General features: G+C 61.8%; 23 protein-coding genes. 14 read left to right on the top strand and 9 right to left on the bottom strand.

What is annotated here, in order from left to right; translation table 11 throughout:
• Positions 1 to 13 precede the first annotated feature (13 nt).
• From cyoE to ACK3SC_RS05960, 4 genes are all read left to right on the top strand, one after another.
• Entirely contained in the window at positions 14 to 1,420 is a 1,407-nt protein-coding gene (gene cyoE, locus ACK3SC_RS05975) for a heme o synthase (protein ID WP_416839200.1), read from the top strand.
• Between the two features lie 2 nt (positions 1,421 to 1,422).
• Positions 1,423 to 2,079 carry a hypothetical protein gene (locus tag ACK3SC_RS05970; RefSeq protein WP_416839199.1) on the top strand — a complete coding sequence of 219 codons (657 nt, stop codon included), beginning with the start codon at positions 1,423 to 1,425 and terminating at the stop codon, positions 2,077 to 2,079.
• A 64-nt stretch (positions 2,080 to 2,143) separates the two neighbouring features.
• A complete protein-coding gene (locus tag ACK3SC_RS05965; protein ID WP_416839198.1) occupies positions 2,144 to 2,380 on the top strand; it encodes a SelT/SelW/SelH family protein in 237 nt (78 codons plus the stop codon).
• Between the two features lie 13 nt (positions 2,381 to 2,393).
• Complete coding sequence (locus tag ACK3SC_RS05960) at positions 2,394 to 2,798, top strand: hypothetical protein (protein WP_416839197.1); 405 nt, start codon at positions 2,394 to 2,396, stop codon at positions 2,796 to 2,798.
• 24 nt (positions 2,799 to 2,822) lie between these two features.
• On the opposite strand, the gene ACK3SC_RS05955 is transcribed toward ACK3SC_RS05960, so the two are convergent.
• On the bottom strand, positions 2,823 to 3,845 hold the full coding sequence (locus ACK3SC_RS05955) for an aldo/keto reductase (RefSeq protein WP_416839196.1): 1,023 nt from the start codon (positions 3,843 to 3,845) through the stop codon (positions 2,823 to 2,825).
• Positions 3,846 to 4,031: 186 nt separating this feature from the next.
• Here ACK3SC_RS05955 and ACK3SC_RS05950 point away from each other — a divergent pair, with 186 nt between their 5' ends.
• Complete coding sequence (locus tag ACK3SC_RS05950; protein ID WP_416839195.1) at positions 4,032 to 5,027, top strand: Gfo/Idh/MocA family protein; 996 nt, start codon at positions 4,032 to 4,034, stop codon at positions 5,025 to 5,027.
• Between the two features lies 1 nt (position 5,028).
• Here ACK3SC_RS05950 and ACK3SC_RS05945 read toward each other — a convergent pair whose 3' ends face one another.
• On the bottom strand, positions 5,029 to 6,432 hold the full coding sequence (locus ACK3SC_RS05945) for a PQQ-dependent sugar dehydrogenase (protein WP_416839194.1): 1,404 nt from the start codon (positions 6,430 to 6,432) through the stop codon (positions 5,029 to 5,031).
• Positions 6,433 to 6,651: 219 nt separating this feature from the next.
• Between ACK3SC_RS05945 and ACK3SC_RS05940 the strand changes: the two genes are divergently transcribed.
• The 4 genes from ACK3SC_RS05940 (at position 6,652) to ACK3SC_RS05925 (ending at position 9,594) form a co-directional block, all read left to right on the top strand.
• On the top strand, positions 6,652 to 7,593 hold the full coding sequence (locus ACK3SC_RS05940) for an ABC transporter ATP-binding protein (protein WP_416839193.1): 942 nt from the start codon (positions 6,652 to 6,654) through the stop codon (positions 7,591 to 7,593).
• Positions 7,590 to 8,345 carry an ABC transporter permease gene (locus tag ACK3SC_RS05935; protein WP_416839192.1) on the top strand — a complete coding sequence of 252 codons (756 nt, stop codon included), beginning with the start codon at positions 7,590 to 7,592 and terminating at the stop codon, positions 8,343 to 8,345. Before ACK3SC_RS05940 ends, ACK3SC_RS05935 begins: the two co-directional genes overlap by 4 nt.
• A 90-nt stretch (positions 8,346 to 8,435) precedes the next feature.
• Entirely contained in the window at positions 8,436 to 8,720 is a 285-nt protein-coding gene (locus ACK3SC_RS05930; protein WP_416839191.1) for a hypothetical protein, read from the top strand.
• A gap of 214 nt (positions 8,721 to 8,934) precedes the next feature.
• A complete protein-coding gene (locus ACK3SC_RS05925) occupies positions 8,935 to 9,594 on the top strand; it encodes a helix-turn-helix domain-containing protein (RefSeq protein WP_416839190.1) in 660 nt (219 codons plus the stop codon).
• Positions 9,595 to 10,585: 991 nt separating this feature from the next.
• Here the strand turns inward: ACK3SC_RS05925 and ACK3SC_RS05920 are convergent.
• The 3 genes from ACK3SC_RS05920 to ACK3SC_RS05910 all read right to left on the bottom strand — a co-directional run bounded on the left by ACK3SC_RS05920 (position 10,586) and on the right by ACK3SC_RS05910 (position 12,890).
• Positions 10,586 to 11,383, bottom strand: a complete 798-nt coding sequence (locus tag ACK3SC_RS05920; RefSeq protein WP_416839189.1) for a ZIP family metal transporter — start codon at positions 11,381 to 11,383, stop codon at positions 10,586 to 10,588.
• Between the two features lie 257 nt (positions 11,384 to 11,640).
• Complete coding sequence (locus ACK3SC_RS05915) at positions 11,641 to 12,393, bottom strand: mechanosensitive ion channel family protein (RefSeq protein ID WP_416839188.1); 753 nt, start codon at positions 12,391 to 12,393, stop codon at positions 11,641 to 11,643.
• A gap of 242 nt (positions 12,394 to 12,635) precedes the next feature.
• On the bottom strand, positions 12,636 to 12,890 hold the full coding sequence (locus tag ACK3SC_RS05910) for a hypothetical protein (protein ID WP_416839187.1): 255 nt from the start codon (positions 12,888 to 12,890) through the stop codon (positions 12,636 to 12,638).
• 208 nt (positions 12,891 to 13,098) lie between these two features.
• On the opposite strand from ACK3SC_RS05910, the gene ACK3SC_RS05905 reads away from it, so the two are divergent.
• Both ACK3SC_RS05905 and ACK3SC_RS05900 read left to right on the top strand, forming a co-directional pair.
• Positions 13,099 to 15,192, top strand: a complete 2,094-nt coding sequence (locus tag ACK3SC_RS05905; RefSeq protein ID WP_416839948.1) for an acetate--CoA ligase family protein — start codon at positions 13,099 to 13,101, stop codon at positions 15,190 to 15,192.
• 26 nt (positions 15,193 to 15,218) lie between these two features.
• Positions 15,219 to 16,316, top strand: coding sequence for a phosphotransacetylase family protein (locus tag ACK3SC_RS05900; RefSeq protein ID WP_416839186.1), 1,098 nt, complete (start codon positions 15,219 to 15,221; stop codon positions 16,314 to 16,316).
• Positions 16,317 to 16,371: 55 nt separating this feature from the next.
• Here the strand turns inward: ACK3SC_RS05900 and ACK3SC_RS05895 are convergent, their stop codons facing one another.
• The 3 genes from ACK3SC_RS05895 to ACK3SC_RS05885 form a co-directional block, all read right to left on the bottom strand.
• A complete protein-coding gene (locus ACK3SC_RS05895; protein WP_416839185.1) occupies positions 16,372 to 16,551 on the bottom strand; it encodes a hypothetical protein in 180 nt (59 codons plus the stop codon).
• A 24-nt stretch (positions 16,552 to 16,575) separates the two neighbouring features.
• A complete protein-coding gene (locus ACK3SC_RS05890; protein WP_416839184.1) occupies positions 16,576 to 17,682 on the bottom strand; it encodes a M24 family metallopeptidase in 1,107 nt (368 codons plus the stop codon).
• A 66-nt stretch (positions 17,683 to 17,748) separates the two neighbouring features.
• Positions 17,749 to 18,840, bottom strand: coding sequence for a CNNM domain-containing protein (locus tag ACK3SC_RS05885; protein ID WP_416839183.1), 1,092 nt, complete (start codon positions 18,838 to 18,840; stop codon positions 17,749 to 17,751).
• A 129-nt stretch (positions 18,841 to 18,969) separates the two neighbouring features.
• On the opposite strand from ACK3SC_RS05885, the gene ACK3SC_RS05880 reads away from it, so the two are divergent.
• Positions 18,970 to 20,295 carry a S8 family peptidase gene (locus tag ACK3SC_RS05880; RefSeq protein ID WP_416839182.1) on the top strand — a complete coding sequence of 442 codons (1,326 nt, stop codon included), beginning with the start codon at positions 18,970 to 18,972 and terminating at the stop codon, positions 20,293 to 20,295.
• A 126-nt stretch (positions 20,296 to 20,421) separates the two neighbouring features.
• Entirely contained in the window at positions 20,422 to 21,468 is a 1,047-nt protein-coding gene (locus tag ACK3SC_RS05875; protein ID WP_416839181.1) for a hypothetical protein, read from the top strand.
• Between the two features lie 29 nt (positions 21,469 to 21,497).
• Here the strand turns inward: ACK3SC_RS05875 and ACK3SC_RS05870 are convergent, their stop codons facing one another.
• Positions 21,498 to 22,802 carry an MFS transporter gene (locus ACK3SC_RS05870; RefSeq protein WP_416839180.1) on the bottom strand — a complete coding sequence of 435 codons (1,305 nt, stop codon included), beginning with the start codon at positions 22,800 to 22,802 and terminating at the stop codon, positions 21,498 to 21,500.
• Between the two features lie 302 nt (positions 22,803 to 23,104).
• On the opposite strand from ACK3SC_RS05870, the gene ACK3SC_RS05865 reads away from it, so the two are divergent.
• Complete coding sequence (locus tag ACK3SC_RS05865) at positions 23,105 to 23,335, top strand: hypothetical protein (protein ID WP_416839179.1); 231 nt, start codon at positions 23,105 to 23,107, stop codon at positions 23,333 to 23,335.

The following is a 23,335-nucleotide window of genomic DNA, read 5'->3' as shown; positions in this document are numbered from 1 at the left end:
GTAGGTGAATACAGTGGCCACGACGCGCGCTTCGAACACCTTCCATGGCCTCCTCGCGGCGACGGCGATGGGAGTCTACGTCTTGCTTCTCGTCGGCGCGACGACGGCACTCACTGATGCGAACGCCGCGTGTGCCGCGTGGCCCGCCTGTGGTGAAGGGTTCTCGCTCCCGTCTACGCTGGACGGGTGGGTCGCGTTCGGCCATCGCATCGCTGCCGTCCTCGTCGGCCTCTTAGCTCTCGTAACGCTCGTGTCGGCGTGGCGTTCTGATGCGTCTCGTCGGGTGAAAGCGACGGTGACTGCATCGGCGGCGCTCTATCCGGTACAGGCCGGACTGGGCGCAGTCGTCGCGACGCTCGGCGCGACTGCAGCGCTCTCGACGGTCCACCTCGTCATCGGGATGGCCATCTTTGGTGGCCTTCTCGTCGCCCTCGCGTGGACGCTCGAAGAAGTGACCGGCGACCCGTCCGACAGGCCAGTCGGAAGACCCTCGGTCGCGCCGCCGGCAGACGACGGTGAACGTCCACCGATACCCACTGACCCCGTCGCGCGAGCGAAGGCGACGGCGTATGCGTACTTCCGGCTGATGAAGCCACGGTTGATGTGGCTCCTGTGTCTCGTCGCGTCGGCGGCGATGACGCTCGCAGGAACCGTCTCACCCGGCCTCACGCCACAGGTCATCGCTGCGACGCTCGGCGGGGGCGTCCTCTCTATCGGCGCGTCGGGGACGTTCAATCACGTCCTCGAACGCGACATCGACCGTCGGATGCAACGCACGAGCGACCGGCCACTCGCGGTGGACCTCGTCCCCGTGCGCAACGCCATCGCGTTCGGTGTCCTGTTGGCAATCGCGTCGGTGGCGCTCTTTGCGTCGGTCAACTGGCTTGCGGCCGTTCTCGGCCTCGTCGCCATCGCGTTCTACAGCGTCGTCTACACACTCATCCTGAAGCCGAACACCGTCCAGAACACGGTCATCGGCGGCGCTGCCGGAGCGCTCCCGGCGCTCATCGGTTGGGTCGCAGTCACGGGTGACATCGGACTCGGCGGTATCGTCCTCGCCGTCGTCATCTTCCTGTGGACGCCAGCGCACTTCTACAACCTCGCACTCGCGTACAAGGACGACTACGCCCGTGGCGGATTCCCGATGATGCCAGTCGTTCGCGGTGAGACCGAGACGCGAAAACACATCGTCTGGTGGTTGGCCGCGACACTCGTCGCCGCCGCCGGCCTCGCCGTGATGGACGCACTCGGCGTCGTCTACGTCCTGACGAGCGTCATCTTCGGCGGCGCGTTCCTCTACTTCGTCGTGCGCCTGCACTACGAACGCGACGACACGGCGGCATTCCGCGCGTTCCACGCCTCCAACGCCTACCTCGGGATGTTGCTCCTCGCTATCGTCGTCGATACCCTCGCCCTCTGAACATGGCCACCGCAACCGCACTCCCTCGCCCGTCGCGGGACAGTCTCCTTCGTGCAGCGTTTGCTGTAAACACCACGTTGATTCTGGCGTTCGCCTACCTCCTGTTCACAGACGCGAGTGTCGGCGCGCCGCGATACGCGCTCTACGGCGTGACGTGGGTCGTCGTCGGTCTCTGGGTCATGTTCGATACACGCGTCGCGGCCGCATCGACACAGACGAAGCGACGGGCCGCCGCCATCGCAGTCGGCTACTTCGCACTCCTGGCAGTCGCTGGCGGCCTCGTCACCTCGCCCGTTCCGGGTGGGACCGAGGGTATTCGTGTCGCGTTCCTCCCGCCGGGTTGGGGGCCAGCGCTCGTCTACGGCGGCGACCTGTTCAACCTCATCCTCATGCCCGCGCGAGTCGTCGGCTACGCCGCGCTGGCGTTCCTCGTCTACGACACGGTCGTCGAAGCGGCGGGCGCAGCAGTCTCGGGCGTCGTCGGCCTCTTCTCGTGTGTTTCGTGTTCGTGGCCGATTCTCACGTCGCTCGCGACGAGCGTCTTCGGGAGCGGAACGGCACTGGCGCTGACCGTGACGACGTTCTCGTACGACCTCTCGACGCTCGTCTTCCTCGTCACCGTCGTCTTGCTTCGGTGGCGACCCGGATTCGGAGAGTAATCGTCCGGCGAAGTCCCCCGATTCGCCCCACTCGTTTTTACTCGTTCGTCCGCTACACCGACGTATGACTGTGGTCGAAATCGAATACTGTGTCCCGTGTGGCTTCCTCGAACGCGCCGAAGAGATTCAACACCAGTTGCTCCAGCAGTTCGGGCAGAAACTAGAGCGCGTCGCACTCGTGACGGGCGACCACGGCGTCCTCACCGTCAGCGTGGACGGCGAACGCGTCTGGGACAAATCCGAAGACGAGTACGACCCGGACGTGATTCTTCGGCGGGTTCGACCGCACGTCAGCGCGTGAATACAACCCACTCGTGAAATCACTCGAACACGCAGTCGTGGGAAGCGTCGTCGGCGTCGTCGCCGCGATAGTGTTGGAGCCGCCCGGCGGCCTTCCGGTTCTCGTCGCAGGTGCGGTGTTTCTGAGTGTCTTCGTCGATTTGGACCACTTCGTCCTCGCTCGAGTCGAACGCGGCGACTGGGGAAATCTCAGACTCGCTGTGACGAATCCGCGAGTGGGGCTGTTCGAACAGGAGAAAGTGTTCGAAGGGTTCGGCCCACGGTTCAACCTCAAGCGCTTGTTCACCCACCATCTCATCTGGGGTGTCGCCGTCGGTGCACTGGTGCTGACTGGCGCAACGTCGCTCGCTGGGTTCGTCGCCGTCGTCCTCTACGCGCACGTGGTCTGTGACTATCTCAGAGACCTCGAAATCGCCTGAAAAATCGGTTCGGTCGTCGGCCGCTCAGTGACCCCAGCGCTTGCCCGACTCGTCGTAGCGGGCGTTCATGATGCGCTCCCACTGGTCCGAAGAGAGATCCACGTCCGCCGCGCCGACGTTCTCGCGTAGTTGGTCGATGGTCCGTGCGCCGACGATGGGGACGACAGTCGCCTCTGGATAGTCCATGAGCCACCGGAGGGCGACCTGTGCGGGACTGGCGTCGACTTCGTCCGCGACGGCGCGCACCTCGTCGAGGACGTGCCATCCTCGCTCAGAGAGGTAGAACTGCTCGAATCGGTCGTCGAACGAGCCGCGAGAACCGTCTGGAGCGACGTACGCCGATGGGTCGTCCGGGTCGGCGCGTTCGTACTTGCCGGTGAGGAATCCACCCGCGAGCGGCGAGTACGGACAGACCGCAATCTCCTGGTCGCCGCAGACGTCGAGGTAGTCTTTCACGTCTTCGTAGTACCCCGCGTGGAACAGCGGTTGGGTCACGTCGAAGCGAGCGTAGTCGTTCACGTCCGACTTCCAGAGGGCCTTCGTGAGTTGCCACGCCGCCATCGTCGAGGCACCGAGATAGTTCACTTTGCCTTCTTCGACAAGTCCGTTGAGCGTCTGCAGCGTCTCCTCGATAGGCGTCTCGTCGTCCCAGCGATGGATGTAGTAGAGGTCGAGATAGTCCGTGCCAAGTCGGTCGAGCGTCCCCTCGATTTGATTGCGGATGTGCGTTCGCGAGAGGCCACGTCCGTTCGGGTTGTCTTCGTCGAAGGGGAAGTACACCTTCGAGGCGAGGACGTAGTCTTCGCGGTCGCGTTCTTCCAGCCAGTTTCCGATGTACTGCTCGGAGGTGCCGTTCGGGTCGCCGTAGACGTTCGCGGTGTCGATGAAGTTGCCACCGAGTTCCTCGTACGCGTCGAGGAGTTCGTGAGCGTCCTCCTCGTCGGTCTCTAAGACGCCACTACTCTGTCGGCCGAATCGCCACGTGCCGAAACACAGTTCCGAGACGCGCGTCCCGGTCGAACCGAGTCGCCGATAGTCGAGACTCATACTCGATGACACGACTGGCTTCGACTAAAGGGTGCGAGTTGCGGCGAAGTGTTCGAGTGGTGTGAGTTGCGGCAAAGTGTCCGAGTAAACCCAACATCCGGACGCGCGACCCACCATTTCGCTCGTGAGAGAGCGAGTACGCGTTTCTCCCGCACGCTTTTGCCGCCCGAACACGACATGTAAGCCATGTTTCGAGTTGCGGGTATCGGCCTCGGAAATCTCGGTGTAATGGAGTGCCGTCTCCTCGACGAGATGGATGGTGTGAGTATCGTCGCCGGTGTCGACCCGGACGAGGAGGCTCGTGAGCGCTTCGCCGACGAGTTCGGCGTCCCGACCTACGAATCGGTTGGCGAACTCATCGAAGCCGAGTTCCTCGACGCCGTGACCATCGCCTCACCACACACAAAGCACTTCGACCAGGCGCTCGCGGCGCTGGACGCAGGACTGCACGTCCACCTCGAAAAACCGATGGTGACAGACCTCGGCGGGGCACAGACCCTCATCGACCGCGCAGACGACGCAGGCCTCACGCTCGCTGTCGGTTATCAGCGACATTTCGACCCGCGGTTCCACGAACTGCGTCGCATCGTCGACACCGGACGAATCGGCGACCCACACATGGTCGTCTGTCACCTCGAACAGGAGTGGATTCAGTGGACGAAAGACGAGTGGCGCGGCGACCCAGCGCTCTCTGGCGGCGGGCAACTGTACGACTCCGGGTCGCACCTCCTCGACGCGATGCTCTGGGTCACTCGCTCGAAACCCGTCACCGTCGCCGCCGCCGTCGACCACCGAGGCTACGACGTGGACGTGAACTCCGCGCTCGCCGTCGTTCTCGACCGAGATGGGGACCGACTGACCGCGAGCGTCGCTGTCTCCGGTGACGGCTCGAGTATTCCGGACCCGGGCGAGTCCCTCCGCATCATCGGCACCGATGGAATGGTCGTCTTCGACGGCAAGACCATCGAGGTGCGGGAAGGTGACGTGACGTACCGTGCGACACCACCAGTCCCCGATTTCGAACGACTGACCGAGAAGAAACTCCGAAATTTCGTCGACGCCGCCCGCGACGAGGCCGAATTGGCTATCCCCGCAGAAGACGCGCTCCGTGTCACGGCACTCACTGAGGCCGCCTACGAGTCGGCGACGACAGGCCGGCGCGTCAACGTCGGCGGCGACTGAGTCACACACCCCGAAGGCGGTTCAACGTCCCTGAACTCCCGCTCACACCCCTGTTTCCACTCGTGCAAACGTAGAGTTCGCCGGCCGGGTCGCGGCCGAACGCGAGCACGTTCGTTCCGCCATCGTCGCGGTCGGTGATGGGAATTTCCACGATATCCCACGGATGGGTTTCCTGCGGCAGGGCGGCGAACAGTCGCCCCTGTGATTGCCAGTCGGCGAAGACGTACGCGCCCGAGAGCGCTGGAATTTCCTCGCCACGGTAGACGTAGCCACCGATGACGGCGACGCCAGATGGACCGATTCCAGAGTGTGGATATTCGAGCACAGGGTCGACGAGTTGGTCTCCGTCTGGCGTCTCAGTCGGACACTGACTCGCTCGGAAGCAGTGTGCGCCTTCGCGGACGTTCCACCCGTAGTTGCCGCCCGCTTCGACCAGGTTCACCTCTTCCCACCTGCCCTGTCCAACGTCTGCGACGTAGAAATCGTCGCCATCGAACGAGAGACGCCACGGGTTCCGCAACCCCCACGCGTACTGTTCGTCGAATCCCGAACGTCCGACGAGTGGGTTGTCGTCGGGGATGCCGTACGGTTTGTCTTCGTCGCCAGTGACGCCGCCTTCGCTGTCCACGTCGAGTCGCAGGATGCTCCCGAGGAGGTTCGCCGACACGTCCTGTCCGTTTCCGCCCGCGACGGCGTCGTACCAGTCGTCGACGTGACCGGTCCCGTCGTCGTTCGCTGCGCCACCGTCTCCGACAGCGACGTAGAGGTAGCCGTCGGGGCCGAACGCGAGTGCGCCGGCGTTGTGATTCGACTGGGGTTGTGGGATTTCGAGGAGTGTTCGCTCGGATTCGGCCGAGACCGTCGTCGCCTCGGGGTCCACCGTCAGTTCGCTCAGGACGAACGTGTGACTGTAGTTCGACGGTGTCCCCGAGCGCTTTGGGGCGCTATATCGGAGGTACAGTCGCCCGTTGTCTGCAAATTCCGGGTGGAAGGCGACGCCGAGAAAACCGCGTTCGTCGTAGCCACGCAGTTCGACCACCTGGTCGGTGATGTCGAGATACGGGTCTGACCGCAGTCCCGTCTCGTCGTGAAGCCACATCCGACCGGGTTGGTCGACCACGAACCGTCGGTCGCCGTCGAACGCCTCCGGAATCGCGACATCGACGGGGGAAGTGAACCCACTGGCGAGCGTTTCGTAGCGAAGTTCGAGACTGGAGAGGTCACCGCTCGCACCGGGAGTCGTCTGTTGGTTCGTCGTCGACCCGTCTGCGGTGGTCGTCTCGTCGCCCGTCGATGTGGTCGTCTCACCAGTACCACCACCGCCCGGAGCGCCCATGCACCCGGCGAGACCACCGAACATGGCTGCTCCTGCCGTCGTGAGGAAGGCGCGTCGGGAACCGTTCATGTCAACGTAGTAGTGCTCATCGGGAGTAAGACTTCCTCTGGTCGATGTGGGAGCCGTTGACCGGTCTGTCGATGACAGTCGTCGGCCGGTCCGTCAGTAAGATTCATCGACCGGTCCGTCGGCGCCACTCGCCTCCCAGTCCGTCGGTGCCACTCGTGGGTCTCTATCCCAGCGTCGATTCCGAATTGCTTACCACCCGTCCAGTCCGTCGAATACCACATGAACGAGGTACTCGTCGCTGACGACCTCACGAAGTCATACGGCGACGTGGCGGCGCTCTCGGGCGTCTCCCTGTCCGTCGCCGAAGGAGAGGTCTTCGGCCTCATCGGCCCGAACGGCGCGGGGAAGACGACGCTGATTCGCGCACTCACGGGAACCACGACGCCCGACAGCGGGTCTGCGTCCGTCCTCGGCACCGAACCCACAGACGTGGACCGCCAGCGACTTGGCCTCTTGCCGCAGGACTTTCGCCCGGCAGGACGGCTCACTGCTCGCGAACTCGTCGCGTACTACGCCGGTCTCTACGACGACGCTCGCGACCCAGACGCCGTCCTCGACGACGTTGGACTCGCCGACACGGGCGACACGTGGTACGAGAACCTCTCGGGCGGCCAACAGCGCCGTGCCTGTATCGCACTGACGCTCGTGAACGACCCGGACGTGCTCTTCCTCGACGAGCCGACGACCGGCATCGACCCCGCTGGTCGCCGGGCGCTCTGGTCGCTCATCGACGACTTGGCCGACAGCGGGACGACGGTCTTTCTGACGAGCCATTCGATGGCAGAAGTCGAGCGCCTCGCAGACCGTGTCGGATTTCTCAACGAGGGGCGACTCGTCACGGTCGGCCGCCCGAACCAACTCGTCGCAGAACACGGTGGCGAGAGCAGACTCGTCGTCCGGATCGCGAACGACATCGACCTCGATTCGGTCTCACTTCCCGACTCACTCGCTGGCGACGTGACGGACGACGGTATCACCGTCTACGGTGTCGGCCCGCGTGAGATTGGTGCGGCAGTCGCCGCCTTCGACGACGCAGGCGTCGTCTACGAGTCGCTCGTCTGGAAGCAACCCGGTCTCGAAGAGGTGTATCTCTCGCTGACGGGCGAGCAGTTCGAGGGTGCACGACCCGCTGCTGCCGCCGCGATTGGAGGTGACCAATGAGCAGTCTCGAACGCGTTCGCTCGGAGTTCGTCGCCTCGTGGCACTCGTTCCTGCGACGGCGAACGGCCGTCTTCTTCACGTTCTTCTTCCCGGCTATCATCGTCGTCATCTTCGGCGCACTGGTGCAGACCCAACCGACTGGCGGTGGGCTCTTCGCCGAACCGAAGGAGTACTACATCGCTGGCTATCTCGCCGTCGTCGTGCTCTTTACGCCCCTGTCGCGCGTCGGGAGCACCATCGCCCGCCACCGCGACGGCAACCGGTTCGAGAAGTTGGCGACGACGCCACTGACGCGAAGCGAGTGGTTGTTGGCCCACTCGCTCGTCAACGTGGTCATCATCGGCCTCGCAGCGCTGTTGCTCCTCGGGCTCTCCGTTCTCGTCACCGGGGCGTCGGTTCCGCTGTCGCTGGCGACGCTGGCACTCGTTCCGTTCATCGCCCTCGGCGTGACGCTCTTCTGTGGTCTCGGTGCCATCATCGGGAGCGTCGCCGGGTCGCAAGACGGCGTCATCGCCGCGAGCAACGCCATCGCGCTCCCGCTGTTGTTCCTCTCGGACACGTTCGTGACGCCCGCGTTACTCCCGGCGTGGTTCCAACCGGCGCTGAATCTCTCGCCGTTGACCTACTTCGCTCGAGGCGTCCGTGCACTGACCTACTCCGGTGGAGAGTGGGTGGGCAACCTCGTGATTCTCGCTGCGCTCGCAGTCGCGTTCTTCGTCGTCGGAACGGTCGCGATTCCACAGACAGACTGATTCGGACTGACCGCCCGTTCTTCGACCGGAAAGGCGTACTCGGTGCCCGTAAACTCAAGCCTTAACCCGCGCCCGTTCCCACGTGTGGACATGGTCGAAACTGAGACGTACACCATCGAAGGACCGAACGGTGACTCCGAAGAACTCGAACTCCCAGCAGGTCTCGTCGACATCTTCGCAGAACAGGGCGAAGAACCGACAGACGTCGTCGCAGACATCGTCGTTCAGGCGTTCGCACAGCAGGCACACGTCGTCGCACACCACAGCGAAGGTGACGCGCCGTCCGACATCGCCGAAATCAACGAGAAGATGGAAGAACTGTTCGAAGACCGCTTCGGAATCGCACTGTCGGACGCGCTCGGCCACTCGCACTAAGCGAACGTCGCGCTCAATCGCGTTTAGCTATTTTACCCAAGAGCGACTGTCACTCAGCGGTGGGACAGTCGTCGTGAATAGATAGGCGACCCCGGTAGAACGGACGTTGTTTGAATTCTCGGGCCGAGAGATACTGCGTCCGGGCCGGTGGCACGACGAGAATGGTAGTTGACCAGTGGCAAACCTTTACAGGTGGACGTCAACGGTACATACGATGGCTACCGAGGCAACGTTCACAGTTCCGTCAGACCAATTTCCCTTGGGGACTGTGTTCAACCAACTGCCGAACGTGACGGTCGAACTGGAGCGAATTGTCCCCGCGCGGGACGTGGTGATTCCCTACTTCTGGGTACGGGGAACCGAAGTCAACGACATCGAGGGCGCGTTCACCGAGCACCCGGGCGTGAAGGATATTCGTCTCGTTGACTCTGTTGAAGACGAGTACCTGTTACGCGTCGAGTGGTCGCTGGAGTACGCCGACGTGCTCACTATATTGGCGGAGACAGAGGTGCCGCTCATCGAGGCCATCGGCACAAACCAGCAGTGGACGTTCGAGATACGCGGCGACCAACAAAGCGACATCGCAGACTTTCAACGACGCTGTCGAGAACTGGACATCCCTGTCACGTTGACGGCGTTGAACGCGCTCACACGGGTTGAGACGGCAACAGAAGACACTCTCACTGACACCCAGCAAGAGGCGTTGATACTCACCTACGAGCGTGGCTACTTCGAGTCTCCGCGGAAGATCACGATGGCAGAACTCGGCGAGGAACTCGGTATCTCACAGCAGGCAGTCGCCTCCCGCCTCCGACGCGGAATCAAGCACGTCCTCGGGAGGACGCTCTCGACCATCACAGTCCGACCAGACTGATACTTAAACAGGTTGTATACTAAAAAGTGCGCCTGATACCTGACAGGGTCCACCACTACGCATGGTGACTGAGGAACCGATTGGCTTCAGCTCGGTACTCAGCCTGTGTCAAAACCAGCGTCGTCGAATCGTGCTTGCGGTGCTCACAGAAGAGCACCGGTCGTTTACGTTGAACGACCTCACAAAGACCGTCCTCACGTACAATCATCAGACGACCAGTACAGAGGCGTCTGAGGACGCGATGACAAAGGTTCGCCTCTCGCTCCATCACGTACACCTCCCAAAGTTGGCCTCGGGAGGGCTCATAACCTATGACCCAGAGCGACAGTTCGTAGAACCAACTGAGCTACTCGACCAGATGCAGCCAACTCTGTCTACGATTCTCGGTGCCGACTCACTTGACGCACCAATGGAACGATAATGTCGATCAATCGCTCTCCATTCTCGCTCAGCACGAAATCGTTCCTTCGGGAAAACGAAGACGACGAACAGTACACAGTCGTACAACTCGGCTGATTCAGTGCAGATTGGTTGATTAAAATGAGAGACAATTGCTACATACACACCAGCACTTCGGCCAGCCACAGATGGATGCAGAGGGAGAGAATATATGACTAAATCGGAAGGCGGGGGGACAGTTTATCGATGCAGTGACGGCCATTATTACGGTGATGTGGACGTGTGGAACCACCTCGAATCGGGAGCGTGGACGCCCTGTTGCTGGAACTCGAACTCTATGAAGGAGTGGGTGGAGACACAACAAGAGGAATTGCTTGTTCTCGTCCCAATCAACCACAGTTCCCTGCCCGAACAGGTGCGAATCAAGCACACTTCTGCCGGTACTAGCGTGTTTCGAGATAATTCCACGATTTGTGTGAAGTGACACATACACCCTCTTCTGTGTCACGCCACATCTGACAGTTCCTGAGTAGTTCGACCGAAGCCCGACACGAATCGACGACGGTGGGCGACCAAAAACCAGCCCCTCGCGTTAGATGAACGCCAGCGGGACCATGATTGCGAATCCGACCGACAGGCCGGCGAGCAGTTCTAATTTTCCACCACGCGGGAGCCGTTCACCGAGTTCCAGCGCTTCGGGGATGAACTCCGTGAGGACGAGAAACACCATCGCGCCCGCTGCGAATCCGAACCCGAACGGGAGGAACTCGCGGGCGATGCGGACGAAGTAGAACGCGATGACTGCGCCGATTGGTTGGGGGAGACTGGAGAAGATGGCCCACCAGACGAGTTTCCAGTTGGGAACGTCCATCGCCCGAAGTGGAATCGAGATTGCGAGCCCCTCTGGGATGTTGTGAATCGAGATTGCGATGGTCATGAACACCGCGAGCAGTGGAACGACGAACCCGAACAGAGAAACGCCACCTGCCAACCCGAGGTCGGCGAACGAGACGCCGACGGCGACGCCTTCAGGGAAACTGTGGACGGTGAGGATGCCGAGAATCAACAGGAGTTTCTTGAAATCGGCCTTCTCGTACTTCTTGGGGTTGACGTCGGTCCCTTCGATGACGTAGTGTGCGACGAGGACGAGGGCGACACCGGCGAGCATCCCGATACCGAGTTGCAGTGGCGTCCCGTTCGCGAGTCCTTCGAAGATGAGGCCGAACACCGACGCAGAGACCATAATCCCGGATGCGATACCCCAGAGTGCTACGTTCCAGCGGTCGCTGACCTCAGAGACGAAGAAGAACGGCAGCGCACCGATTCCGGTGGCGATTGCCGTGATGAGCCCTGCGATAAAGACGAAGACGAGGGCGCCCAGTTGCTCCATACGATGTGTAATCGTTGGAAGCCAATAAATATTATCATATATTAGATAAAATTTGGTGGACCTAAATCCCGAGAGTCGATAATTCGGCTAGCTCCGGTTTCAGCTGCCCTAAAAACACACTGAACGCATAATCTATTCAATCTGGTATAAAGACGGGTTCGGTGGGAGAACTGGTGGATTCATCCCCACCTGTGTCTCGATTGTCGTGGGTCCGCGAGAGTGGACGGTTGTACAGACGAAGAACGTGACCGAGGTGGTCAGTCGTCTGCTGGTGAGGTTCCCTCAGACATGTCGGTATCTCCACCCATCGGGGTGACTGGAGACGCTGCGACGGACCGGGCCGAGCCCATCCACCGCTCGACGTTGGCAGAGACGTAGTCGCGAGCACCGAAGGCGACTGCGCCACCGACACCGATTGCGATGGCCGCTGCCAGCCCCCACGCGAACGCCTGTGCGATGGTAAAGAGGATAGCCACGTCGATACCCATCGTGCTCAGACCGATGACCACTGCGGTGAAGTACAGGAAGACACGAGTCCCGACGGCGAAGAGGTTCGTGTACGACGTCTCGGTCGCAGCACGAGTGCCCTTGATGGCGTCACCGATGAAGTCGGCGACGATGAACCCGAGGACGATGACGAGCAGACCGGCAACGAACGCTGGAGCGTACGAGACGGCCGTCGACACCCATTCGGAGAACAGTGGGACCGAGAGGACGTCGGCGGCGGCGACGATGGTGACTGCGTAGACGAACCATCTCGTGAGCGTCCCGAACGCCCCGGAGACTGCCGCTTCCGTCCCACCGAGCAGGTTTCCAATCGGCGTCGTCAGTACTGCTTTGTCGAGTTCGACCCGGTCTGCGAGTCGAGCGACGATTCGGCCGAGGAACCGGCCGGCGAGCCACCCGATGACCAGGATGAGAATCGCACCGACGAGGTTCGGAAGGAACGCGATGACTTCGTTCACCAGCTGTGTGAGCGAATCTGTGAGTGTAATCTGTAACTGATACATAGCATACTTAACATAGGTTTCACGATAGTTAGTTAAGATGGTCCGAAGAGAGAATAAAACCATCTGGTAAACGGAACCCTCCGTTATTGTCGACAATCCGAACTCGATGGAGTTCGACTTCTGCGCGTTTCGTTCACCGCCAACAGAGTGGGAATCACAGACGAGTAAGACAGTCCTTGATGCCGGACCGACGATGCTGGTTTAATCTCTCCCTCACCGATGGCGGGTTCTGCCGTCGAAGGCTACCCGTCTGCGGAGCGAGGCGTCTCTGTCTCCTTATCTGCGAGTCGTTCGAGATTGGACGCAATCCGTTCCATGGCGACGACGAGTCGAGCGGTGTACCAGAGGACGACGACTGCACCAACAAGGATGACCCACAGGAGTATCTGTTGGGCGATGAGCAGTGCGTACGCGAGACTCGCGACCAGAACGACCGCGACAGCGACTCGTGCGCCTGTCGTCTGGTGAAGTGGCGTCTTTTCTTGGGAGGGCGACATTACCCAGATAATACAGGGTAAATCATTAGGTGTTTTGGGGAGAAGAACAGTCACTCATCGGCCGTTCTATGGTGTATTCTTTCGTCACGTTGTAACCAGGAATATACCGATTTATCCTCATTAATTGCACGACTGTAGCGTGACACCAAAGGCCGTGAGACGGGCCACACCCCCGAATTTATCAGTCGTCTCTTGGTATCCTCAGATGATGGGAGAGTTATCTGAGCTGTTCGCGCCGAACCGAATCGCTGTGGTCGGCGCGACCGAACGCGACGGGGCCATCGGCCGGGCCATCATGGACAACCTCATTGCGGAGTTCGACGGCGAGGTCGTCCCGGTCAACCCCAAGTACGAGGAACTGTTCGGCCTGCAGTGCTACGGTGACGTCGGCGAGACAGACGCCGACCTCGCAGTCATCGTCGTCCCTCCGAAGGTGGTTCTTCCCGCGATGAAGTCCGCCGGAGAGGCAGGCATCGAGAACGTGGTCGTCATCACGGCGGGGTTCGGCGAGACGGGCAGCGAAGGTGCCGCCCGCGAGCAAGAACTCCGAGAAATCGCAGCCGAGTACGACATGAACGTCGTCGGCCCGAACAGTCTGGGCATCATGAACACCGACGTCGGCATGAACGCGACGTTCGGCCCCGACATGGCGCTCGACGGCAACATGTCCTTCATGAGCCAGTCGGGTGCGTTCATCACGGCCGTCATCGACTGGGCCAACGACGAAGACATCGGCTTCAAGGACATCGTCTCGCTCGGTAACAAGGCGGTCCTCGACGAAGCCGACTTCATCGAGGCGTGGGACGACGACCCGGACACCGAGGTCATCATCGGCTATCTCGAAGGAATCAGCGCGGGCCGCGAGTTCATCGACTCCGCCCGCGAGGTGACCAAGAACACGCCGATCGTCCTCGTGAAGTCCGGCAAGACCGACGCCGGTGCACAGGCCGCATCTTCACACACCGGGACGATTGCCGGGTCAGACGCCGCCTACGAAGCAGGGCTCGAACAGGCCGGCGTCATCCGCGCCGGGTCCGTCCAGCACCTCTTCGACACCGCTCGCGTGCTGGGCGACCAACCGCTGCCCGAGAACAAAGACACTGCCGTCATCACGAACGCCGGTGGCCCCGGTGTGATGACCACCGACGCCATCGGTGAATCCGACCTCGAGATGGCGAGTTTCACCGACGACACGCTGTCGAAGTTCTCCGAGACGCTTCCCCCGGAAGGCAACATCTACAACCCGGTAGACATCGTCGGCGACGCCGACAACGAGCGCTTCAAGACAGCCCTCGACGTGGCACTCGCCGACCCGAACGTCGGCAGTGCAATCGTCCTCACGGCACCGACGGCCGTCCTCGACTACAACCAACTCGCGCGAGACACCGTCGAACTCCAGCAGAAACACGACAAACCAATCGCCGCCTGTTTCATGGGTGGCGAGCGAGTCGACGCCGCATCCGACCTGATGAAAGACGCGGGCATCCCGAACTACTTCGACCCCTCGCGCGCAGTCGACGGCCTCGAAGCCCTCGCGAAGTACGCCGACATTCGCCAGCGCGAATACGACGCTCCGACCGAGTTCGACGTGGACCGCGAGCGTGCTCGTGAGATTCTCGAATCCGTCAAAGCGCGAGACGAGACCCGCCTCGGCGTCGAAGCGATGGAACTGCTCGACGCCTACGGCATCGAGACGCCGAAAGGCGACATCGTCGACGACCCTTCCGACGCGCTCAGTGTCGCGGAAGAAATCGACGGCAACGTCGTCATGAAGATCGTCAGTCCGGACATCCTCCACAAGTCCGACATCGGCGGCGTCAAAGTCGGCGTCGAGAACGAAGACGTCTACGACGCCTACGAGGACCTCATCACCCGCGCGAAGAACTACCAGCCCGACGCCAACATCCTCGGCGTCCAGGTCCAGGAGATGGTCAATCTCGACGACGGCGTCGAGACCATCGTCGGGATGAACCGCGACCCGCAGTTCGGTCCGCTCATGATGTTCGGTCTCGGCGGCATCTTCGTCGAGATTCTCGAAGACACGACGTTCCGCGTCGCACCAGTCTCCCAGTCTGAGGCCGAAGAGATGACCAAGGAAATCGACGCCGCACCGATGCTCCGCGGTGCTCGCGGGAACGACCCCGTGGACACGACGAGCATCGCGGAGACCATCCAGCGACTGTCGCAACTCGTGACGGACTTCCCGGCCATCCTCGAACTCGACATCAATCCGCTCGTTGCACTGCCCGACGGCGTCAAGGCCGTCGACGTTCGCCTGACCGTCGACCCGGACGAACTTTAAACACTTCACAAACCAAACATTCAACAATGAATACGGTACTCGTCACCTCGACCGGAGAAAGCACCGGGAAGACCGCCATCACGCTCGCGCTTGGCCTCCTCGCCAAAGAACGTGGGCTGGACGTGGGCTACATGAAGCCGAAAGGGACGCGCCTGCAGTCCAGTGTCGGCAAGACGCTCGATGAGGACCCGATGCTCGCTCGTGAACTCCTCGGCATCGACGCCGAGATGCACCAACTCGAACCCGTCGTCTACTCGCCCACCTTCATCCAGGGGGCCATCCGCGGGAAGGAGAACACCGAAGAACTCTCCGAAGTCATCGCCCACCACTTCGACGACATCTCGGCCGACAAGGACCTGATGTTCATCGAAGGCGGCGGGTCGTACCGCACCGGTGGCATCGTGGACCTCACGGACGGCGACATCGCGAACCTCCTCGACGCGCAGGTCATCCTCGTCGCAGACTACCAGCATCCGAGTGACCTCGACGACGTCGTCGCCGCCGTCGAAGATATCGGGAGCGACCGCCTCGCCGGCGTCGTCTTCAACCGCGTGAGCGACGCCTCCTACGACGAACTCGTCGTCGAAGTCGCCCCGTTCCTCGAAGGACGCGGCGTGCCCGTCCTCGGTGTCGTCCCGAACGAAAAGGACCTCGCCGGCGTCTCGGTGCAGGAATTGGCCGACGAACTCGGCGCAGAACTCGCAACCGACGCCCCCACCGACGCCTTCGTCGAACGATTCCTCGTCGGTGCGATGGGCGGCGACGCGGCACTTCGCTACTTCCGCCGCACCAAGAACGCTGCCGTCATCACTGGCGGTGACCGCGCGAACATCCAGCGTGCGGCACTCGAAGCGCCCGGAATCAAGTGTCTCATCCTCACCGGTGGCCACCGCCCAGTCGGTGCCGTCATCGGCAAGGCCGAACAGAAAGGTGTCCCCGTCCTGTTGGTCAACGGCGACACGCTCTCTGTCACCGACCGCGCAGAGGATATCGTCAGTACGGGTCGCACCCGCGACGAGCGGACCGTCAACCGTATGCGCGACTTGCTGTACGAACACGCCGACGTCGACGCTATCATCGGCAACATCACGCCCGCGAGCGACGCTGACGAAGACGACGACTAACCCGTCTTTGCGGACGGACGAACCCACGTTTTCTCCGTTTTTCTCGACACGATACTCAGGAGTCGCTTTGTCGGCCGTTCAGATACTCGTTGATTGCTGTCGGGATGACGATGCCGACGACGTTGATAGCCACGAAAGAGAACAGGAATCGACCAGTCGTCTCCTGAACGGCGTAGGCGACAGGGAGGGCCGCGACGACGAATCCGAGCGTGACGAGATTCTCGCGGGAGACCATACTGACCATTGGAGAGTCAATTAGTTAACATTTCCACCCACGGTCGGTGTCGTTCAGGAGTTCGGCCCCGTCTTCGGTGACGACGACGAGGTCCTCGACTCGCACACCGAACTCGCCGGGGAGGTAGACACCGGGTTCGATGCTGAAGACGTTTCCAACATCGAGTTCGCGGTCGCTCCCGGCGACGATGTACGGTTCTTCGTGAACGTCGAGTCCGACGCCGTGGCCGGTTCGGTGGATGAACTGGTCTCCATAGCCGGCGTCTTCGATGACCTCGCGCGCGGCACGGTCGATTGCACCGGCGGTGACGCCCGGTTCGACCATCTCGAACGCAGCGGTCCGGGCCGCCTGAACCACGTCGTGAACCGTCTCGAACTCGGCCGGCGGGTCGCCACCGAAGACGAGTGTCCGCGTCTGGTCACTCGGATAGTGGTCGACGTAGGTTCCGAAGTCGACGACGACAGGGTCGCCCGATTCGATGATTCGGTCGCCGTAGGTGTGGTGCGGCATCGCCCCGTTCGGGCCGGAGCCGACGATTGGGCCGAAGGCGACCCCTTCACCACCTTCGTCGGCCAGGAGCCGCTCGATTTCGGCGGCGAGTTCGGCTTCGGTCATGTCGAGACACTGCTCGCCCATGTCGCGTAGGCGGTCGACGACTCGGTCTGCGATTTTCCCCGCCCGTCTGAGCGCGTCGAGTTCGGCGTCGTCTTTCTGTGCCCGCAGCGGAGAGATGACGTCGCTCGCGAGCCCAAAGTCGGCGTGCGGGAGGACTGACTGGAGGTCCTGCGTGAACCGCGCCCACATCGTGTCGTCGACGAGAATACGCCCGTTTTCGAGCGAGAGGTCCGAGACGATGGTCCGAACCGCCGCGACTGGGTTGTCGTCGTCGGCCCACGTCTCGACGTCGGCGACCCACGACTCGGCGCGAACCTGCGTCTCGTAGAGGTCGGGAACCAGAAACACCGGTACACCCTCACGAGGGACGAACAAGAAGAGATGACGCTCGCCCGGTTCCTCGTCGAACCCAGAGAGATAGCGCAGGTTTCGACTCGGGAACAGGACCACGGCGTCTGCACCGGTTTCGGCCATCCGTTCCTGACAGGCACGGGTGCGACGTTCGAAGGGAGTCATGCGTGACGGTACGCAGGCCGAAAGAAAAGCGTGGGCGGTCCGAGACGCGACTCGGTCGCCGCCGCCTCACGCGCCGAGGTCGAGCGGGTCGTACAACTGTCCGGTAATCGACTCGAAGGCGTCGGACGCCGTCACGAGCCCGACGACATCGTCAGTCTCGGGGTCGCGGACCATCGCCAGTTCCTGATTCTCCGCCTGCAAGCGGTCGATGAGGTCGCTGACGGGGAGGTCCGCCGAGACCGAGAGCGGTGAAACCGAGATATCTTCGAGCGTCCGGTCACCCGATTGGAGACGGTCGATGTTCGCGAGAACCGTCGGCGCGTAGACGACTCCGCGAACGTCGTGGAGCGACTCGCCGACGAGTGGGAACCGCGAGTGTTGCGGGTTCGTCTGAATTCGGTCGAGGTTCTCGTCGGTCGTATCCACCATCTTGAGCGCGACGATATCGGATTTCGGCACCATCACGTTTCGAACGGGCAACTCGCCGATTCGGAGCGCGTTGAGTACCTCTTCACGTCGGTCTTCGGGAAGCGACCCACGTGCGAGGATATCACCCATCTGACTGCGAATCTCACCACGACTGAGACGGCCACTGGACTCCGTCTCGGCTTCGCCGTCGTCGAGTTCTGCTTCTTGCCACGAACGCGTAATCTCGACACCGAAGAGCGACAGCAAGCGTTTTGCGAGCCAGTCTGCGGTGACGATGACGGGATACATCAGTTTCGTCCACGCGTACAGCACGGGTGCGGTGTACTTCGCGACGAACCGTGAGCGCTCGACACCGAGATACGTCGGCACCTGTTCGCCGATGACGACGTGTGCGAGGTTGATGACGGCGAGCGAGAGGAGAACCGACAGCGAGGTGTGTGCTCCCGCTTCGCCGCCGAGGAGCGCGTTGAAGACGGCGGCAACCGCGGGTTCGGCAACGACACCCAGACCGACGCTCGATATCGTGATTCCTACCTGACAGCCGGAGAGATAGATTTCGAGTCGTTCCGTCATCTCCCATGCGCGTTCGAGTCCGCGTGACCCCTCGAACATCGATTGGTCGAACTGCGGGACACGCGTCATGGCGAACTCTGAGACGACGAAAAATCCGTTTGCGAACAACAACACGAGGCCACCGACGAGTCGAACCGCAGTCTCGACACCGACCATACGTTCCCTCGTTTGAACTGAAACCCCCTGAACGTGATGGTTGCCCGTCGGGAGTGCGGGGGCCAGTAATTAAATTCACAGTACAAATGTGCCACAACAACTATGTTCAAACCATTCACACATCGTGCTATGCGTCACCAACACAGACGTGCCTTCCTGAAGACGAGTGGTGCCCTCCTGGGTGGGATATTCGCGGGTTCGACCGTCGTCGCGGCCGAACAATCCGGTCGGTTCGTCGTCGAGACAGCCGACGTGGCGAGTCTGCGACGTGCGGGACTCGACGTCGTCTACGACCTCACGGCGGCCGATACCGCCGTCGTCGAGGGGAGCGAGGCCGACGTGTCTTCGGTCACCTCCTCGTACGCACCGGACATTCAGGTCCACCTCGAAGAACCCGATGTCAACGACGCTGCACCGCAAGAGACCCGTGACGAACCGGGATACGAGATTCAGTGGGACAAACAGAGTCTCGACATCCCCGACGTTCACAGCGTCACGCGTGGAGAAGGGACGCGCGTGGCCGTCATCGACTCGGGTGTCGCCGCAGGCCATCCTGATCTCGAACACGCGGTCAACGTCGACCTCTCGCGAAACTTCACTGGCGACGGTTACGGAGCAGGAATTCCCGCCGGCGGAGACCACGGAACTCACGTCGCCGGCATCATCGCCGCGAACGACGCGAACGACGAGGGCGTCGTTGGGTCTGCACCGGGAACCGAACTCGTCGACTGTCGCGTCTTCTCGACAGGGCCGTACGCCTCGTTCGCGGACATCCTCGCAGCAGTCGTCTACGCCGCTGACATCGAAAGCGATGCCGCGAACCTGAGCATCGGTGCGTATCCGATTCCCCGAGAGACGCTCCGTGAGTTCTACGGAAAGGTGCTGAACAACGTCATGACGTACGCGAACAGTCAGGGGACGGTCCTCGCAATCTCCGCTGGCAACGACTCGGCGGACCTCCAGCACGACAAGAACTTCATCAGCCTTCCGAACGAAGGTGCGCAGGCGTTCAGTGTCGCCGCGACGGGACCGAAAGGGTACGCCTTCGATGCCGGCGACGCTGCACAGGGCGCGGAGAGCCCGGCGTTCTATACGAACTACGGGACCAACGCCATCGATATCGCCGCACCGGGTGGTGATGCAGTTCTCTCGGCTATCGAAGCCTACCCAGACTCGTGGTACTACGACCTGGTGTACAACACCGTGTCGGTGCCGCAGTTCAACAAGCGGGGAGACTACGTCAAGGCAGAAGCTGGCTACGGGTGGAAAGCAGGAACGTCGATGGCAGCCCCACAGGTCGCTGCCGCCGTCGCACTCGTTCGGTCTGTCGACCCTGACCTCTCGGCCGACGACGTCAAGTCGCGGTTGAAACGCACCGCCAGCGTGCCCGAAGGATACGATAAGGAGTACTACGGGTCCGGCTATCTCGACGTGCTCGCGGCTGTCACCGAGTGACCGGCCTGACAGGGCACTTCAGATAACCGAGCCACAGGTCGGGCGACAGTCTCTGTCACAGCAGTTTCTCCGCGAACACCTTGTTTTCTGAACACCTTTATGCCCTGAGACGACGCAGTTCCACCTATGAGTTGGAAAGCAATCGACGCCCTCGACGACGCCCGTGACGCCACGGGGTCGCTCCTCCTCCCATTCGATCTGGGTCGGTGGGCACGCCTCGCACTCATCGCCCTCTTCGTTGGTGGGCTCGGCAGTGGTGGCTCCGCCGGCAACGCGGGGAACTCCGGGTTTACCGTCCCCGCAGACGGCGGATTCCCCGGAAACGTTCCAATCGACTCACTGCCGGGGTTCGTCACCCCCGGGAGAGTCTTCGCTCTCATCGTCGCCCTCGCATTCATCGCGCTCGTAATCGGCCTCATCTGGTCGATTATCGCGTCCGTGATGCAGTTCGTCTTCGTCGACGCCGTCACCTCGAAAGACGTGCGTATCCGCAAACCCTTCCGTGAACGCCTCGGACTCGGCCTTCGTCTGTTCGTCTTCCAAATCGGGTTAGTCATCGCCGTCCTCCTGCTCTTGGGTCTTCCCCTCGCAGCAGTCGTCCTCGGCGGCATCAACCTCGATGGGACGGTGTTCCTCCTCGCGATACCGCTCGTGTTCCTCGCAATCTTGGTGTTCTTGGTCCTCGCCATCGCCCTCCAGTTGACCACCGACTTCGTCGTCCCGACGATGATTGCCGAAGACCGGCAGGTCATCGATTCGTGGCGGCGTGTCGTCCCCGTGTTCCGCGCCGAGTTCTCCGAGTTCGGCCTCTACATCGTCCTCCGATTCGTCCTCGGTATCCTCGCAGGCATCGCCATCGGCGTCGCTGCCGCACTCGTCTTGCTCGTGGTCGCCATCCCGTTCGCAATCGTTGGGGGCGCAATCGTGCTCGCACTCGCGGGCGCACAACTCAGCGTGTTCTCACCGGTCGGACTGGTTCTCCTCGGCGCACTCGGTGTCCTGTTCGTCCTCACTGCAATCGTCGTGAGCGCGTTCGTCCAGATGCCCGTGGTGACGTTCTTCCGGTACTACTCGCTGTTCTTGCTCGGAAGCACGGACGAGTCACTCGACCTCGTGTCGGGATTCCGTTCCGAAGACGACACGCCGGCCCCCGAAGGGCCAACGCCAGCCTGAGTCGGCGTTCGGACGCGACACCCCGATTTTTACGCCGTCGTCGCAGCGATGACCTCTCGGTCTAACTTGCCGAGGAGGAAGAGAATCGGAATCATCAGCAGACCACCGACGACGAACGGCACCCAGAACGCGATTGCCGTATAGAGGCCGCCAGCGAGCGCGGGGCCGAAGGTTCGTGCCAGACTCCCTGCGCTCTGTGTCAGGCCGAACGCCCCACCCTGTTCGTCGTCGCCGGCCGACCGCGACACGAGTGTGTTCAACGAGACGTTCGTCAGGGCGTTTCCGAACGACAACGGCGTCATCACGACCAGGAGTGCGAGGACGCCCGGCGGGAGGACAGGACCGACGGGAAGGAGCGCTCCGAACTGCGGAATGTAGGTTCCGAACACCGGTGAGAACGGTACTGCGGCGAGCATGACGACCTGAATCGCGACGCCGCCGAGTGCCAACCGGTACTCACCGAACCGGTCGGTCAACGGACCGACGAGGCCACCCTGAACGAACGCGAGTACCAGACCGACGTACGTGAGGATGATGGCGTTCTCTGTCGCCCCGTAGCCGTACTGGTCGTTCGTGAGGAAGATAAACTGGCTCTCGAGTGCCGAGAAAGCGAACGACGCGAGGAAGAACGAAGCGATCATCGCACCGAGTCCGTGAGTGCGGAGCGCGGTCAACAGTTGTTCGAGACGCGACTCGCGCTCAGGTGATGCAGTGCGTTCTTCTGGTGGTCGGGATTCGGGCAGGACGAAGAAGGCGACGACGAGGTTGAGGCCGGTGATGACCGCAGCGGCGAAACTCGGGAGTGTAAATTCGGAGACCGGAACGACCGCCGGGAGGATGTCGCGTGCGACGGCGATGACCGGAGCGCTCGCGAAGAATCCGCCGAGCGCGGGGCCGAAGACGAATCCGAGGCCGAACGCCGCGCCGAGCAGTCCAAGCCCCTTCGCACGGTCTTCGGGTGGCGTGATGTCCGCGATGTACGCCTGTGCAGTCGCGATGTTGCCACCCATCGCCCCGGCGAGCATGCGTGCTGCAAACAGGACGGCGAGCGACCCCGCGATGCCGAACAGCGACCAGGCGATGACGCTTCCCATGAGCGAGAGCAACAGGACTGGCCGGCGACCACGATCGTCCGAGAGACGGCCGAGAACCGGGGCCGCGAGGAACTGCATCGCAGAGTACGACGCGATGAGCAGACTTCCGACGAACTCCGTTGCACCGAACGAGAGTGCATAGAGCGGAATGACGGGGATGAGAATCCCGAATCCGAGGAGGTCCACGAAGACGATGAAGAAGACCACCCCGAGTGCCCGGCGTGGATTTTCGACTGCCATAATCTCTACTGGGAGAGTCGATGGAAAATCACATCGGTCTGAAAAACCTGACTTATAGTAATCTGTGATTAATTAATACCCTGACAGTCGTTGGTGTGAGTATGGCCTTCGAGTGGGTATCGTATTTCACGTGCGACAAATGCGGGTTGGAAAAACCGTCCCCTGAGGTTCCGTACGACCGTCTCGGGTACGCAGTGTGCCCGTCCTGCGGGGTTGAAACGATGCCTGTCTACGTCGAAATGACGACGTTCCCGACAGTTGTGGATGGGTAAGCACTTCGGTCCGCCGTGTCTCCTTCTGGTATGAGTTGGACAGAAGTCCGTCGTGACGACCGTATCGTCGAGTACGAGCGAAGCGATGGCCACGCGACACTTCGACTTCGTCGCGGGCCGAACGCGTGGCACGTCAGATTCGACCGCCTCCACCAGTCACCGGAGGGCCGTGGCTACGACAGTCGTCGCTTCGACGACGAAGACGCCGCTCGCGACACACTCGACGCGTGGAAAACCGAGTACGACGTGACCGACGAGTAA

The sequence above is a fragment of the Haloferax sp. DFSO52 genome, from assembly GCF_048158745.1.
In the GTDB taxonomy this organism is placed as follows: Archaea; Halobacteriota; Halobacteria; order Halobacteriales; family Haloferacaceae; genus Haloferax.
This window is presented reverse-complemented; position numbering and strand designations above follow the sequence as displayed.